This is a genomic window from Bradyrhizobium canariense (genome assembly GCF_900105125.1).
Classification (GTDB): domain Bacteria; phylum Pseudomonadota; class Alphaproteobacteria; order Rhizobiales; family Xanthobacteraceae; genus Bradyrhizobium; species Bradyrhizobium canariense_A.
In genome coordinates this window covers 5721493-5735868 of the sequence record NZ_LT629750.1, presented here as the reverse complement: position 1 = coordinate 5735868, position 14376 = coordinate 5721493, and the positions used below count along the sequence as shown (strand labels likewise).

The following is a 14376-nucleotide window of genomic DNA, read 5'->3' as shown; positions in this document are numbered from 1 at the left end:
GACTCAATCCGGCTTCACATAGTCCTTGGCGATGATCGCATCCGCCGTAAATCCCTTGTCGACAAAGCCCTGCTCCTGCAGCCAGCCGATCTGGTTGGCGACATTCTTGACGTCGAGTTTGCCGTCGGGATCGATATAGGCGCAATTACCGACCACCTGCTCGACCGGCAGGTTGGTGTATTTGGCGATGATTTCGAGAAGCGGTTTGGTCTTGTCATTGATCGGCGCCTTGCCGTCGGTAACGGCAGCCAGGATCACGTCGTGATATTCGCGGTCGGCACGCTCCAGCGCGCCGAGAAGTTTTGTGACCAGCGCCTTGTTGGCGAGCGCTTTCGGCGACGCGAACACCGCACCGAGCTGCCATGGCGTTTCATCGCCGACCCAGCCCAGCAGTTTCGCGCCATTGTCATCCATCAGTTTGCGCGCGGTCGAGACCGGCAACAGCGCCGCATCGACGGTCTCGCCCTTCAACGCCGCGGCGGCATTCGACAGCGACTGCATCGGCAGCACCTTTACGTCACCGAGCTTGAAACCGTATTTGTCGGCGAGCAGGCCGAGCGAATAGTGGAAGCTCGAACCGACCTGCGTGACAGCGATACGCTTGCCGGCGAGATCCTTCGGCGTCTTGAGACCTGCGGCATAGGCGTTATTGCTGGCGAAATAGCCGATCAGGGGAAAGCCCGCCTTCTCGCGGCTCATGCCGCCGATCACCTTCAACACGCCCTTGCCGGCGAGATTATAAAGCCCGGCCGTGAACGCGGTGACGCCGAAATCGACGTCGCCCGAGGCGGTTGCGACCGCGATCGGCTGCGCGGCATCGAAGAATTTCAGCTCGACATCGAGGCCGGCGTCGCGGAAATAGCCCTTGTCCTGCGCGATGAACACTGGCGCCGAGGATGACAGCCGCAGCACACCGACTTTCGCTTTCAGCAGGTCGTCGGCGCGCGCGATACCCATCGTCGTCAGCGCCAGCAGGCCCGTCAACATCAGCCTTGCAACTCCGGGATGCGCTTTAAAGCTGCGATGTCTCAGCAACGACTGAACGCTCCCTCTCCCGTTGGGAGAGGGTTGGGGTGAGGGGTTGAGGTCTATCGTTGGGCCGTAATCCCTCACCCGGATCGCATACGATGCGATCCGACCTCTCCCTATGGGAGAGGTGGCACACATCATCCGCAACGATTTCAAATTCATGAATCAGCCCCTAAAACCCAACGGGCACGCTTTGATCGAGCCCGATAAAGGCGCCCTGTTGTTTCAATTCGTTCTGCAGTTTGTCGACCGCGATATCGCGCGGCGTCGCATTGCCATCCAGTGCCAAGGACGCCGCAAGACCAGCGGCCTCGCCCATCGCAAAGCAGGCGCCGGACACGCGTGCCGCCGATTGACCCTCATGGGTCATCGAGGCACAACGGCCGGCGACCAGGAGATTGTCGATGCCTTCTGGGATCAGCATGCGATACGGCAATTCGTTGAAGCCGCGCGATTCCGGGATCGGCGGAAACTTGAAGATCACGTCGCCCGCGACATGGGATTCCATCGGCCAGCCATTGACGCCGATCGAGTCGTCAAACGAGGCGCAGCCGAGCACGTCGTCACCGCTGAGCATATAGCCGCCGACCACGCGCCGTGTTTCGCGGATGCCGAGCTGCGGCGGCAGGTCGACGATGTAGGATTTCTCGAATCCCGGCACCGTGCGCAGAAATTCAAACGCGCGGATCGCCTGCTGGCGGCCGTCGATTTCGCCGCGCGTCAAATCATCGGGTTCGAGGCCGTTGATCGCGGTGCCGTCCTTGCGCGCGAGCTGGGTGAAGTTCACCCGCCATTCGATCTGCGAGCGCTGCGGCCGCACGATCGCGGCCTTGCGCGGGAAATGATGCGTACCCGCCGCTTCCGCCTGCTCCATCAGCGCCGGGATGGTCCGCCAGGCTTCGCCGGCCTTGTCCGGATCGATGCCGTTCAAACGGAACATCATCGAGGGATAGAGCATGCTGCCGGCATTGTCGCCGACCTCGAACGGCGCCCCGGCCCAGGCCGCGAGATCGCCGTCGCCGGAGCAATCGATGAAGATGCCGGCGCGCACCGCCTGGCGGCCCGCCTTGGTCTCGACCATCAGCGCATTGATGCGGCTCTTGTCATGCATCACCACGCCGGCGCCGAGCGCATGAAAGAGGATATCGACCTTGTGATGCGCGAGCAGATCATCGGCCGCGATCTTGTAGGCCGCGGTGTCATAGGCCTGCGCCAGGATCTTGCCGAGGATCAGATGCGGCGCATTCAACCCGCCCAGATGATCGATGCGCGCGAGCAGGTCGGAAGCCACGCCCTGCACGACGCGATGCATCTCGCCATGGACATTGGCATGCAACCCGCAAAAATTCGTCACCCCCGCCGCGGTGCCCATGCCGCCGAGGAAGCCGTAGCGCTCGATCAGCAGCGTGCGCTTGCCTGCACGCGCCGCGGCGACGCTGGCCGCGATGCCCGCGGGCCCGCCGCCAAGCACGGCCACTTCATATTCGCCATAGAGCGGAATTTGCCGCGCCGGCTCTTCGATGGTTTGGGAGGACAAAATACAGTTCCCGGACGGTTGGCCAAACATCATGCCTTGGGCTAACAGGTTTTGCTATCGGGCCAAAGGGCTGAGCCGTGATCGGCCGGCTATTCCTTCGGTAACAATTCCGCATTCCATGCAGGCAACTTTTCGTCGCTTGGGGGATCGCGTACATCCACAATGATCTGCTTTGTCGGTTGCATCAGGGCAGCGCGTCGTTCAGACGTTCTGTCAGGATTTGGGGGAAAATGGCCAGCACATGAAGAAGGCGAAGAAGGCAGTCCAGCCGGGAGCTCCGGCGCTGGAGAAAGGGCTCGACCTGCTCGAAGCGCTGGCCGCGGAATCGCACGGCCTGAGCCAGAAGCAGCTTGCCGAGCGCGTCGGTCGCTCGGTCAGCGAGATATTCCGGATGCTGGTCGCCCTGGAGCGGCGCGGCTACGTCACCCGCGATCCGGCCACGGCGGAATATACGCTGACGCTGAAATTATTCCGGATCGCCTCGCAATTTCCGCCGACCGAAAGGCTGTTGCAGGCGGCGCTTCCGGTCATGGAGCAGCTGGCCGGCCGCGTCCAACTGTCGTGCCATCTCACGGTTTTGCATGGCGAACAATTCATGGTGATCGCGCGCATCGAACCGGAATGGCTGATGGGCTGGTCGGTCAAGGTAGGCGCGGTTTTTCCCCTCACTCAGCAATACGCGTCGGCGAAAGTGCTGGCCGCATTCCAGCTCGAAAGCCGGCGACAGGAGCTAGCCGATGTCATCGCCGATTATGACCGCATCAGCGGCAAGAAGGCGCTGGCGGCGCTGGACCGGATATCTTCCGAGGGCGGGAATTTTTCCAACGACGACGGCTATACGCGGATTCTCGCTTACAGCTGCCCGATCACCGAGGCATCCGGGCGCGCGGTCGCGGCCTTGACCGTGCCGCTGGTTCGGCAAGACAGGATTCCCGCCACAGAAGCCGCCAGCATCGCGAGCGAGCTTCGTAACGCTGCGAAAATCGTCTCGGAAAAAATCGGCGCCGGCGTGATCGGCTGAGCCGCGGCGTCGCTCTACGGAACCGTCATACCCGCGTCCACCACCCAGGCCGCTCCGTTGACATGCGATGCATCGTCGGAGGCAAGGAATGCGACGACATCGGCGATGTTTTCCGGCTTGCCATATCGGGCCGAGCCTGATCTGCGAAGGCCCGACGCGTTGCGGCCGGCCTGATCGTCCAGATTCCGGATCATCCGGGATTCGATCGGCCCCGGAAGCACCGCGTTCACCCGAATTCGCGTCCCCACCACCTCCAGCGCCGCCGTCCGCGTTAGCCCCAGCACGGCATGTTTGGACGCGACATAGCCGGCAAGTCCGGCACGACCGCGGATCGCCGATGTCGACGCGGTATTGACGATCGCGCCCCGTCCGCGGGGCGTCATCTTCGCCAGCACATGTTTCAGCCCGAGGAAGACGCCCTTCACGTTGACTGCAAGCAACCGGTCAAAGATTTCATCCGGGTATTCATGCAGCGGCGCTACGACGCCCTCGATCCCGGCATTATTGGCGAAAATGCCGATCGGCCCGAGCGTGCCTTCAACAGCATCGACGAAGGCCGCCGTCTCGTGCGGGCTTGAGACGTCCGCGCGGATGGCCACCGACTTGCAGCCGGCGGCCTCTACCAGCCTTGCGGTCGCATCGGCGGAACGTTCGTCGATGTCGACGATCGCGACGGCTGCACAGGTTCGCGCCAACCGAAGCGCGATGGCGCGGCCCAAATCTCCTCCGCCGCCGGTGACCAACGCCACCGGCCGATCTGTCTCGATCATCACTTTCATGATTTGAGAAAATCGCAGCCGCCTTCTTCAAGGGGTCGCCAGGCTTCGGCCGGCGGAATCGTCTTGACCAGCTTGTAGTAATCCCAGGGATATTTGGATTCGTCCGGCTTCTTGACCTCGAACAAGTACATATTGTGCAGTTTGCGGCCGTCGGCGCGAATGGAGCCCTTGCCGAAAAGCGGATCGTCCGTCGGCAGCTTCTTCATTTCCTCCACCACGGCCTTGCCGTCGCCGGACGCACCGAGTTGATCTATGGCCTTCAGATAATGAAGCGTGGCGCCATAAACGCCAGCCTGCATGGCGGTCGGATACCTGCCGTTATTGCGCGGGGCGAAGCGCTTGGCCCAGGCGCGCGTTCCATCGTTTAAATCCCAGTAGAACGATTCCGTGAACTGGAGCCCTTGCGCAACATTGAGCCCCAGTGAATGGACATCGCTGAGGTAGAGAACCGTGGCGACGACCTTCTGGCCGCCGCGCTGGATCCCGAATTCGACGGATTGCTTGATGGAGTTGATGGTGTCGCCACCCGCATTGATCAACCCGATGATCTGGGCCTTGGACGCCTGTGCCTGGAGCAGGAAGGACGAGAAGTCCTGGGTGTTGATCGGCGCACGAACGCCACCGACAACCGTGCCACCCAATTTCTCGACGACAGTCCTGACCTCCTTCTCCATCGCATGACCGAACGCATAGTCGGCTGTCAACGTGAACCAGGTTTTGCCGCCTTCGGCGATGACGGCACGCGCGGTCCCCGACGAAAGCGCATAGGTATCGTAACTCCAGTGCACGAGGTTCGGCGAGCACGCCTTGCCGGTCAGGTCGGACGACGAGGCGCCGGAGACCAGCAACGCCTTGTTGCTCTGCTGAACGACGTTGCGCACGGCCAGCGCGACGGCGGAATTCGGAACATCGATGACGACATCCACATTGTTCCGGTCGATCCACTCGCGGGCGATGTTGGCGCCGAGATCGGCCTTGTTCATGTGATCGCCGCTGACCACTTCGATCGGACGCTTGATCTGGTGCGGCGAGGCCAGAAAGTCCTCGAGCGCCATCTTGGCTGCGACAACCGATCCGGGACCGGTAATGTCGGCGTACAGGCTCGACATGTCTGTCAGCACCCCGAGACGCAATGGCGTCGCGTCATCCGCGCGCGCGGCAAAATTGCTCATAGACAACGCAAGTCCGCCGGCGCCGGCCAGTAGCCGGCGGCGGCTTAGCGGATAGAGCCGTTCCATGGTCGAGCCTCCCTGTTGTTCGGCTCGAGCTATTTCTCGATACCGATTGTTGACGCCTGCACGTGCTTTGCGCGCCGGTCATTGTTGTTACGGAGTCAGGCGCTCAATCAGGCGCCGGTCCTCCACTTCAAAGCCGCCGCCATAGACGTCGGACACCATGAAGTGCGCGCCCAGTATCTCCGGTTCGAGATCTGCGATCGGATCGTAGATGCAGGGGTGCAATGTCATGGTGGCGCGCCCGGCCAAGGGCGCAGAGTATTTCAAGGGCGTGCGCCGATAGGCGATGTCAGCATAAGCAGTCTCCAGACGCGCCGGATGAGGCAAGCGGCGAACGTGAATTTCGCCGCCGGGCTGTTCCTTGCCATCGACAATGCGAACGATCGGCGCATCCGCGTCCGGCGTGAAGCTGAAATCCGCCAGCGGAATGCCGCGCCGCTTGACCCATCCCGTAATCGAGCCGTCGGGGCGCTCGTCGAACGCATAATGGGCGTCCTTCTTGGTATAGCCAAAAACTTCCCGGCCGGCGCAGATACCCATCGGGTCGCTGCAGTACATGAAGATGTGCGTTTCGGTGAAAAGGTCCTTGTAGCGAACGGGAACGGTGATCATCAGATCGAACATCTGTCCGGTATGCACGGCCATTGAATGGCCTGGCGACAGCATGAACCGGAACGCAACGCGATCATTGACGATTTCGAACGGCGTATCCGCCAACAGGGTTTTTAGCTTTGACGGCGCAACCCGCGTCATGATCTCCACCGTCCGCAAGGCGCAACCCCACTCCACGGGATAGGCCGGCGAGTACGGCGGGTTAACGCCGCTGTTCGGCTTCAACTGGTACTTGCCGAACATATGGCGCTTGTCGTCGTCGAGGTCTGTCATCACAACTCTTCCTCCGGTCGATACCTGACTCACGCGGGCCGTGGCTCAGCGCATCGCTCCGGCCTGGGTGTTTCGCATCAGCACCTTCTGCTGGTCACCCATGATTTGGGCGTGGAAGGCGAGCGCAGCATCGGCAAGATCGTGGGCCGGTTGGTATTCCGGCTCGAAATTGCCGAAATTGTCGACCCCGCGAACCAGCGTCGCGCTGTCGCGCGTTCCGACGACCTGCCGGACATGCGTCGGGAGATAGCGGATGGCGAATCCGATCCGGCGCTTGGCGGAAGGGTTGGGATCGGACCCGTGGATCAGCCGGACGTGATGCAACGACATTTCTCCGGGTTGCAGCGAGAGCATCACGGCTTTGCTTTCGTCGACCTCCACCGCGATCTCCTGACCCCGGGTCAAAAGATTATTGGCGTCGAAGGTGTCGCGATGCGCGACCTGTTCGAGCTTCTGCGTATCCGGAATGACGCGCATGGCGCCGTTCTCCGCCGTGCTTTCCGACAGCGCGACCCACGCCGTGACGATATCGGCCGGATCCAGCCCCCAATAGGTCGAGTCCTGATGCCACGACACAAAGCCGGGATCGCGGGCTTCCTTGATGAAGAAGGTGGAACTCCAGCACAGAATGTTGGGACCGATCACGCCTTCCACGGCATCGAGGATCGCGGGATGCCTGATCAGGCCATCGAGCCAGGTAAACAGAAGATGGCTCTTGTGACGCATCGATCCCTTGAGCGCGCCATGCGCAGCCTCGTGCGCTTCGAGCTTTCGACGAATATTCCCGACCTCGGCATCCGACATCACCCGGATGGGCGCGTAGTAGCCGTGCTCTCGGTAGCGAGCGAGCGCCGCGTCGGAAAGAGCTGTCATCGTTTCCTCATTTTATATATGATTTTACTATTGCATATATGAAATCAGATTTTTCGTGCGAGTCAAGCGCTCAGGCGGCAATTTGCCCGTTCGATGGGCAGCGCAAAGGTTGGGCTTGTCGCTCGGCGTATTGCAGCCGACGGTTCCTGCATGCCTCCGATCTTGCGGGCGGTTGCGCCGCCGGCACGCTTTGTGGAAACTGGGCTGACACCAGCCCGCCCCCTACAGGACATCCATTCCATGCGAATATGCATCTTCGGCGCCGGAGCCGTCGGCAGCCATCTTGCGGTGCGGCTCGCGCTCGCCGGACATGACGTCTCCTGCGTGATGCGCGGGCCGCATCTCGAAGCCGTAAAGGCTGGCGGCCTGACGCTTCGGGTCGGAGGCGCCGAATTCAAGGCCAAGGTGAAGGCTTCCGACGATCCGGCCACGCTCGGTGCCCAGGATATTGTGATCAGCACCCTGAAAGCGACCGGCCAGAGCAGCCTGGTCACGGGTCTGCGGCCCCTGCTTGCCGACGACACCGCCGTGGTGTTCGCGCAGAACGGCATTCCCTGGTGGTACGACCTCGGGCTTTCCCCGGATCATCCGCCGCCTCCGGACCTTTCCTTTCTCGATCCCGGCGGCCGGCTGCGCGCCGCGATCCCGCAACAACAGATCATCGGCGGCGTGATCTTTTCGTCGAACGAGATCGTCGCGCCCGGAACAGTCGCGAACCTTTCCCCTGACCGGAACAGGCTGCTGGTCGGCGAATGCGACGATCGCGCGACCGAGCGGATCGAACGGCTGCGAACCGCACTCAAGGACGCCTTGATCGACTCGCCCCCTGTTGCGCAGATCAGGGAGACGATCTGGTCCAAGCTGTTGACCAACATGTCGATGTCGGTGCTGTGCCTGTTGACCGGGCAGACCGCGCGCGCGGTGCGGGACGAACCGGCTTTGCGCGACGTCATCCCGCATTTGCTCGATGAGGCCAATGCCGTGGCGCAAAGCTGTTGTCCGCAAGTCAAGCGCGTCACCCGCACCGGCCCTGCCCCCGACCACAAGCCCTCGATCCTGCAGGACTACGAACTCGGCCGCGCGATGGAGATCGATGTGCTGGTCCGCGCGCCGGCGGCATTTGCCAGGGCCGCGCAACTCTCAACGCCGATGCTCGACCTGCTCGCAGGCCTCGCCATCCAAAAGGCGCGGGACAAAGGGCTCTACCAAGGGTGAATGCCGCCCCTTCAGCGAACACGATCACGACAGATCAGGAAGTCATCGCATGCATGTCAAAGACAAGGTCTGCGTCGTTACCGGAGCGGCAGGCGGAATTGGCGAGGCTGTGGCGCGCGCCTACGCTGCGGCCGGTGCGCGCGGTGTCGTCGTTGCCGATCTCAAATCGTCGCGTGACCGGCTCGCTGCTGTCGCAGGTGATATCGACGGCCTCGCCGTAACCGCGGATGTCGGAGAGGAAAGCGACATCCAGGCGCTGATCTGCGCGACGGAAGCCAAGTTTGGACCGATCGATATCTTCTTCTCCAATGCCGGGCTGTCGCGAAAGGGACAGGAGAGTGCATCGGACGCCGATTGGGACGTCAGCTGGCGCGTCCATGTCATGAGTCACGTTTTCGCGGCGCGTGCGCTGGTGCCCGGCATGCTGGCGCGCGGATCCGGTTATTTACTGAATACCGCATCAGCGGCTGGGCTTTTAGCGTCCCTGAATTCCATGCCCTATGGCGTGACCAAAAACGCCGCGGTGGCACTCGCCGAGCATCTCGCCATTCAATATGGCGATCGCGGCATCCGCGTTTCCGTGCTTTGCCCGCAGTCGGTGCAAACGGCCATGACGACACCCGGTCCCAGTGCCGCGCGGGTCGATGGCGTCATGCTTCCCGCCGAAGTCGCCCGCCTGGTGATCGAGGCGATGGAAGCCGAGCGTTTCCTGATCCTGTCGCATCCGCAGGTGCACGAATACATGCAGCGGAAAGCCTCCAGCCGGGATCGCTGGATCACGGGGATGCGGCGGCTGCGCGACAAGATCTATGGCGCGCAAGGTGCGCGCTGATTCAAACGCTGATTCAGGCAATGGCGTCCGCGAGGTCTTTCATGGTCGGCACCAGAATATCCGGCTGATGCGGGGTTTCGCCGAACGGCCTGCTGCGCCGGTCGATGAATGCCGTCTTCATTCCCGCGGACTTCGCGCCGATGCAGTCGAAAGCGTGGTTGGCGACAAAGAGAATCTGATCGGGTTTCAGCCCCAGCAGTTCGACGGCCTTGGTATAGGTCGCGACATGCGGCTTGAATGAGTTTGCTTCAGCGACCGAAATGACGCGATCGAACGCAACCTTGTGATATTGCTTCGCGGTCTCCAGCATATCGGGATCGCCATTGGATAGCACGACGAGCCTGTACTTCGTGCGCAGCCTATCCAGCGCCGGCGGCACCTCGGGAAACGGCTTGAGCTTCTCGATCTCGCTGACGAGATAGCTGACGTCTTCCTTCGTATATTTGATGCCTGCCCGATCCATCACATGCGCGACGGCGCGGTGCCCGATCTCGCGATAGGGGGTGTGCTCGCGATGCAGAAGCGCATCGATCATCGAGTTCTCGAAATGCGTGCGCCGCCACCAGGTCACAAAGGAATTCGGATCTCCATTCCACCCCTTCTCCTTGAGAAACGGCGTGGCGATGGCCGTGAGCCCGCCCTGCATGTCGACCACCGTGCCGTACTGATCGAACATGCAGACTTTCACATGGTTCTTGATGGACTCGTAGCTCACGGCGGCCTCCCCTTTGATTCCTTCGAACGATCTTGTTGACCGCCCGTTTCCAGTCGCATCACTTTCCTATAGAGGGCACGACATCTCAAGCGCGCGCCGTTTATAGCTTGCCGATCCACGCCGCGAAAATATCCAGCATTTCGCTCATGACCTCGCGATCATTTCGGCCCGAGCGCGCCGGCACGTGGAAGGAATGATCGGCGTCCTTGATCAGATGCAACGACGCGGATGGCGCGAGGCCGGTCACAACAGGTTCAAGCAGAGCCAGTTCCGCAAGATTGTCGCGAGTGCCTTGCATAAACAGCATCGGGATGTGGACATCGGCGAGATGCTTGGCCCGATCACTTGATGGCTTGCCTGCCGGATGCAGCGGAAAGCCCAGGAATGCGAGCCCGCGGACGCCGGCCAGCGGCATGGCTGCCTGCGCCTGTGACGTCATGCGGCCGCCGAACGATTTGCCGCCCGCAATCAAAGCTAGCCCAGCGCAGCATCGCCCGGCTTCCGTTACCGCGGCGCGCACGCTGGCTTGCGCGACCGCCGGCGGATCGGGCCGCTTGCTGCCCTTTTCCATATACGGGAATTGATAGCGCAACGTCGCCACGCCGCGCTCGCCAAGGCCGTTCGCAACCGTCTCCATGAACGGATGGCTCATCCCGGCGCCGGCGCCATGGGCGAAGACGAAACAGGCGCGCGCCTGCGGCGGCCGGATCAAAAGCGCCGAAACGGCAGCGCCATTTCCCACTTCGATGGCAAGCCGTTGGGCGCTGAACGGCGGCGTATTGCGAATCTCTGGCATGGCGGACAACCCGGTTCTGGTTGTGTGTGGCGCCAATGTGTATCACCTTGGCTCGCCGATGCTCGATATCGAATTGCGGGAACTGACACAGCGATGACATCCGAACCTCTCTCCGATTCATCACGCCCGATCGATCCCGGCATCTCGCTCACGACCCCGAACGATGCGGCGGCAGCCCAGCGCCGTATGCGGCGGCGGGTAGTGCTGGCGTCGATCCTGGGCAACGGGCTCGAATGGTTCGATTTCGTCGCCTACGGCTATTTCGCCAGCATCATCGCCAAGGTGTTCTTCCCGTCCGAGAGCAATCTGTCGCTGATGCTCACCTACGCGTCCTTTGCGGTGGGTTTCGTGGTGCGGCCGATCGGAGGCATTGTCATTGGCGCCTATGCGGACCGCTACGGGCGGCAGCGGGCGCTTTCGCTGTTGATCGTGATGATGGCGTTCGGCACGCTGACGCTGGGGCTGACGCCTTCATTCGCTACCATCGGCATCGCCGCCCCGATCATCGTCGTGCTTGGCCGCGTGGTGCAGGGAATCTCGATCGGCGGCGAATTCGCCAGCGCCACCGCGCTGCTAGTGGAGTACGCGCCGCCGAACCGGCGAATGACATTCGGAAGCTTTCAGATGTCCTCTCAGGCGCTCGGCCGCGTGCTGGCGACCGCTGTCGGCCTCAGCGTGCTGCTGACGTTCCCGCCGTCCACCGTGCAGGCCGGCGCGTGGCGGATTCCGTTTCTGATCGGCGCGCTGGTCGGGCCGTTCGGCTTCTATGTGCGATATCGGCTGGCGGAATCGCCGGAATTTCAGCAACTGCTGCAACACAAAGCGGATGTGGCGCGCGCCCCGGTTCGCGAGGTATTGCAGCGCCACTGGCTGCCGCTGATCAGTGCCATCGGGCTGACGATCATCGGCACCTCGCTCACTTATATCTGGAACACCTATTTGCCGACCTATGTCGTCGAGCAACTGCATCTGCCGCTGTGGCAGGGTCTGCTCGGCGTCGCGGTGACTTCCGCGCTCGGCATCGGCACCTGCGTGCTCGGCGGCTGGCTCGCCGACCACTACGGGCCCTACCGGATGTTCTTCCTGTTCACCGCGATCTCCGCGCTGATCTCCTACCCGTTCTTCGCCTATGTGCTGGCCGCGCCCGGCTTTGCGCGATTGTTCCTGGCCCAATTCGTGGTGCTCACCGTGTTCGGGTTGCTGCAGGGCCCAGGACCGGGATTGCTCGCGGGCCTGTTCCCGGTCGAGGTACGCTCCACCGGCATGGCGATTTCTTATAATGTCGGCGTGACGGTGTTTGGCGGCTTCGCGCCTTTGACCGTCACCTGGCTGATCGGGATGACCGGGAGCAAGCTGGTGCCGGCATTCTACATCATCGCCGCTGCGGTGCTCTCGATCGTGGTGGTGGGCAGCACGTTTCGCGGCGTGCAGCGGCAAGCGGCAGCGGCTCATCCCGCAGCGCAATTGGAAGGATGAGTCATTCCAATTGAAGCATGAGACGTCGCGACGCTTGCAGGCGCGGCGTGCAGAATATCGATAGAGCCCCGTTACCCCTTTGGCGCCTTGGCAGGCGGCGCCAGCGCCACAGCGGCCTCCGTGGTCAGCAGGCGGAACGTGAATGTCTCCTGCAGATAGAGGCGGACCGCGGTGTCGGAGTGGCTCAAATAGCCGATCGAGACGTCCTGGCCGATATCCAGCTCGAAATCGCCGCCACGGGTGGTCAGCACGAAGGCACCGGCGATGGCGGGCGCCCAGATGATTTGATCGTTGACCAATCGTTTGACGTGCTCCAGCACCGGATATCCATGGTCGCTGGTCTCGGCGAGTGCCGTATAGGCATCGGCGCCTAACAGCACCGAGTAGGGGCCGTTGACGCCGACGAGGCGCAACTGACTCAGCGCTTGCGAAATAGCATCAGGGTACTCCCGCACATCGGCCGGGAGCGTCATCACAGGATTGCTGGTGCCCTGACGAACGCCCCCGATACCCGCGGCGGCATAGCCGTCGAAGATGGCACGGTCTTCGGCAAACGCGATCTTCTGCGCCGCGTCCTTTGCCGGCTGCCAGTCCGAGTCCTCTGCGCCCCGCTCCACGTCATCAATCGCCTGCCGGTCCAGCTCGAACGGAACCCGAACCTCGACCAATGCCTTCACCTGGCGCTGCCGCGCCAGAATGCCATCCGCCGGGGCCGTAATCGTCTGCAAGTGACCGGTGCCGATAGCGGAGAGACCAGCGCCGCCGGGCGCCGGCACATCGACCACGCGCCGTCCGGCGAGATAGCGCTTGAGGGTGCGTGATGTTTCCTCCTCGATCTCGGCCCACGCTGCATCGGAAATCGGGGCGAGCTCGCGATGAAGATTATTCATGTCGGATATCTCCTTTGAGGGAGCCGATGCCGAGGGAACCATCGGGCATGGACGGGATGGATTGCGCGTCTTCGACCACCGGTGCCGCAGCGGGCGGCGCCTCAACCGGCTGTCCGTCGTCGGTGACGTTGTCGAGAAACGTCGCCGACGGCACGAAGAACAAGTTGCCGGTGACCGCGCGACTGAAGTCGAGCAGCCGGTCGTAATTGCCGGGTGGCCGGCCGACGAACATGTTTTCGATCATCTGCTCGGTGACCCGAGGCGAACGGCTGTAGCCGATGAAATAGGTGCCGAATTCACCCTGCCCGACCCGGCCGAACGGCATGTTGTCGCGCAGGATCTTGATTTCCTTGCCGTCCTCTTCGATCGTCGTCAGCGCGCTGTGCGCCGAGGTCGGCTTGACGGCGTCGTCCAATTCGATGTCGGACAGCTTCTTGCGGCCGATGATGCGTTCCTGCGCTTCTGTCGACAGCGCATTCCATGCGCCGATATCGTGAAGATATTTCTGCACGATGACATAGCTGCCGCCGGCGAATGCTGCATCCTCCGCGCCGATCAGCGCGGCGTCGATCACGGCCGCGCCCCGCGGATTTTCCGTTCCATCGACAAAGCCGAGAAGATCGCGGTCGTCGAAGTAACGGAAGCCGTGGACTTCGTCCGCCGTCGTGACCGCGGGTCCGATCCGCTCCATGATCTGCGCCGCCAACTCGAAACACAGATCCATGCGCTTGGCGCGGATGTGGAACATCAGGTCACCCGCGGTGGAGACCGCGTGGCGGCCGCCGGCGCGAATCTCCCGGAACGGATGCAACTCCGCAGGCCGCGGCGCCCCAAACAAACGGTCCCACGCCTCGGAGCCAATCCCCATCACGCAGGACAAGCCGGCTTCGATGTCACGAAATTCCACCGCACGCAAAAGCCCCGCGAGGTCGGCGCAGAACGACCGCAAGGTCGAACGATTTTCGGAACCGGGGTTTATCGTCAAGATCAGGAAGATCGCGGCGCGTGAAAGCGGCGCAGATACGGGCTGCGGGACCGTCCCCGCGTCAGCTCCTGTTTCAGGCCCGGTCATCATCAGATCGCGTTCCGCGGG

The 14376-nt window shown here is 62.4% G+C and carries 14 protein-coding genes; 4 read left to right on the top strand and 10 right to left on the bottom strand.

All coding sequences use genetic code 11. The annotated features are described in order from the left end of the window. Window positions 1–3 precede the first annotated feature (3 nt). Both BLV09_RS27175 and BLV09_RS27170 read right to left on the bottom strand, forming a co-directional pair. Window positions 4–987 (bottom strand): ABC transporter substrate-binding protein, encoded by a 984-nt coding sequence (locus BLV09_RS27175; RefSeq protein WP_146689594.1) that lies wholly within the window; start codon window positions 985–987, stop codon window positions 4–6. A gap of 214 nt (window positions 988–1201) precedes the next feature. Then, on the bottom strand, window positions 1202–2566 hold the full coding sequence (locus BLV09_RS27170; RefSeq protein ID WP_146689593.1) for an FAD-dependent oxidoreductase: 1365 nt from the start codon (window positions 2564–2566) through the stop codon (window positions 1202–1204). 241 nt (window positions 2567–2807) lie between these two features. Between BLV09_RS27170 and BLV09_RS27165 the strand changes: the two genes are divergently transcribed. Then, complete coding sequence (locus BLV09_RS27165) at window positions 2808–3587, top strand: IclR family transcriptional regulator (RefSeq protein WP_146689592.1); 780 nt, start codon at window positions 2808–2810, stop codon at window positions 3585–3587. A 14-nt stretch (window positions 3588–3601) separates the two neighbouring features. Here the strand turns inward: BLV09_RS27165 and BLV09_RS27160 are convergent, their stop codons facing one another. The 4 genes from BLV09_RS27160 to BLV09_RS27145 form a co-directional block, all read right to left on the bottom strand. Further along, window positions 3602–4357, bottom strand: a complete 756-nt coding sequence (locus BLV09_RS27160; protein WP_146689591.1) for an SDR family NAD(P)-dependent oxidoreductase — start codon at window positions 4355–4357, stop codon at window positions 3602–3604. A gap of 5 nt (window positions 4358–4362) precedes the next feature. Then, window positions 4363–5604, bottom strand: coding sequence for an ABC transporter substrate-binding protein (locus BLV09_RS27155; protein ID WP_433994360.1), 1242 nt, complete (start codon window positions 5602–5604; stop codon window positions 4363–4365). A gap of 87 nt (window positions 5605–5691) precedes the next feature. After that, entirely contained in the window at window positions 5692–6486 is a 795-nt protein-coding gene (locus tag BLV09_RS27150) for an acetoacetate decarboxylase family protein (RefSeq protein ID WP_197684982.1), read from the bottom strand. Between the two features lie 45 nt (window positions 6487–6531). Next, window positions 6532–7359, bottom strand: coding sequence for a phytanoyl-CoA dioxygenase family protein (locus tag BLV09_RS27145; protein ID WP_146689590.1), 828 nt, complete (start codon window positions 7357–7359; stop codon window positions 6532–6534). 240 nt (window positions 7360–7599) lie between these two features. Here BLV09_RS27145 and BLV09_RS27140 point away from each other — a divergent pair, with 240 nt between their 5' ends. Together BLV09_RS27140 and BLV09_RS27135 are read left to right on the top strand one after the other, a co-directional pair. Then, a complete protein-coding gene (locus BLV09_RS27140) occupies window positions 7600–8574 on the top strand; it encodes a 2-dehydropantoate 2-reductase (RefSeq protein ID WP_146689589.1) in 975 nt (324 codons plus the stop codon). 49 nt (window positions 8575–8623) lie between these two features. Continuing rightward, the gene (locus tag BLV09_RS27135) at window positions 8624–9406 is read left to right on the top strand and encodes an SDR family oxidoreductase (protein ID WP_146689588.1); all 783 of its coding nucleotides are present in this window, start codon (window positions 8624–8626) and stop codon (window positions 9404–9406) included. A 13-nt stretch (window positions 9407–9419) separates the two neighbouring features. On the opposite strand, the gene BLV09_RS27130 is transcribed toward BLV09_RS27135, so the two are convergent. Continuing rightward, window positions 9420–10121 (bottom strand): haloacid dehalogenase type II, encoded by a 702-nt coding sequence (locus BLV09_RS27130; RefSeq protein ID WP_146689587.1) that lies wholly within the window; start codon window positions 10119–10121, stop codon window positions 9420–9422. Window positions 10122–10221: 100 nt separating this feature from the next. After that, complete coding sequence (locus BLV09_RS27125) at window positions 10222–10917, bottom strand: alpha/beta hydrolase family protein (RefSeq protein ID WP_146689586.1); 696 nt, start codon at window positions 10915–10917, stop codon at window positions 10222–10224. A 93-nt stretch (window positions 10918–11010) separates the two neighbouring features. Between BLV09_RS27125 and BLV09_RS27120 the strand changes: the two genes are divergently transcribed. After that, window positions 11011–12393 carry an MFS transporter gene (locus tag BLV09_RS27120; protein WP_146689585.1) on the top strand — a complete coding sequence of 461 codons (1383 nt, stop codon included), beginning with the start codon at window positions 11011–11013 and terminating at the stop codon, window positions 12391–12393. Between the two features lie 71 nt (window positions 12394–12464). Here BLV09_RS27120 and BLV09_RS27115 read toward each other — a convergent pair whose 3' ends face one another. Together BLV09_RS27115 and BLV09_RS27110 are read right to left on the bottom strand one after the other, a co-directional pair. Continuing rightward, on the bottom strand, window positions 12465–13283 hold the full coding sequence (locus BLV09_RS27115) for a family 1 encapsulin nanocompartment shell protein (protein ID WP_146689584.1): 819 nt from the start codon (window positions 13281–13283) through the stop codon (window positions 12465–12467). Continuing rightward, window positions 13276–14358, bottom strand: coding sequence for a Dyp-type peroxidase (locus BLV09_RS27110; protein WP_433994359.1), 1083 nt, complete (start codon window positions 14356–14358; stop codon window positions 13276–13278). The genes BLV09_RS27115 and BLV09_RS27110 overlap by 8 nt, the downstream gene beginning before the upstream one ends. Window positions 14359–14376: the final 18 nt, after the last annotated feature.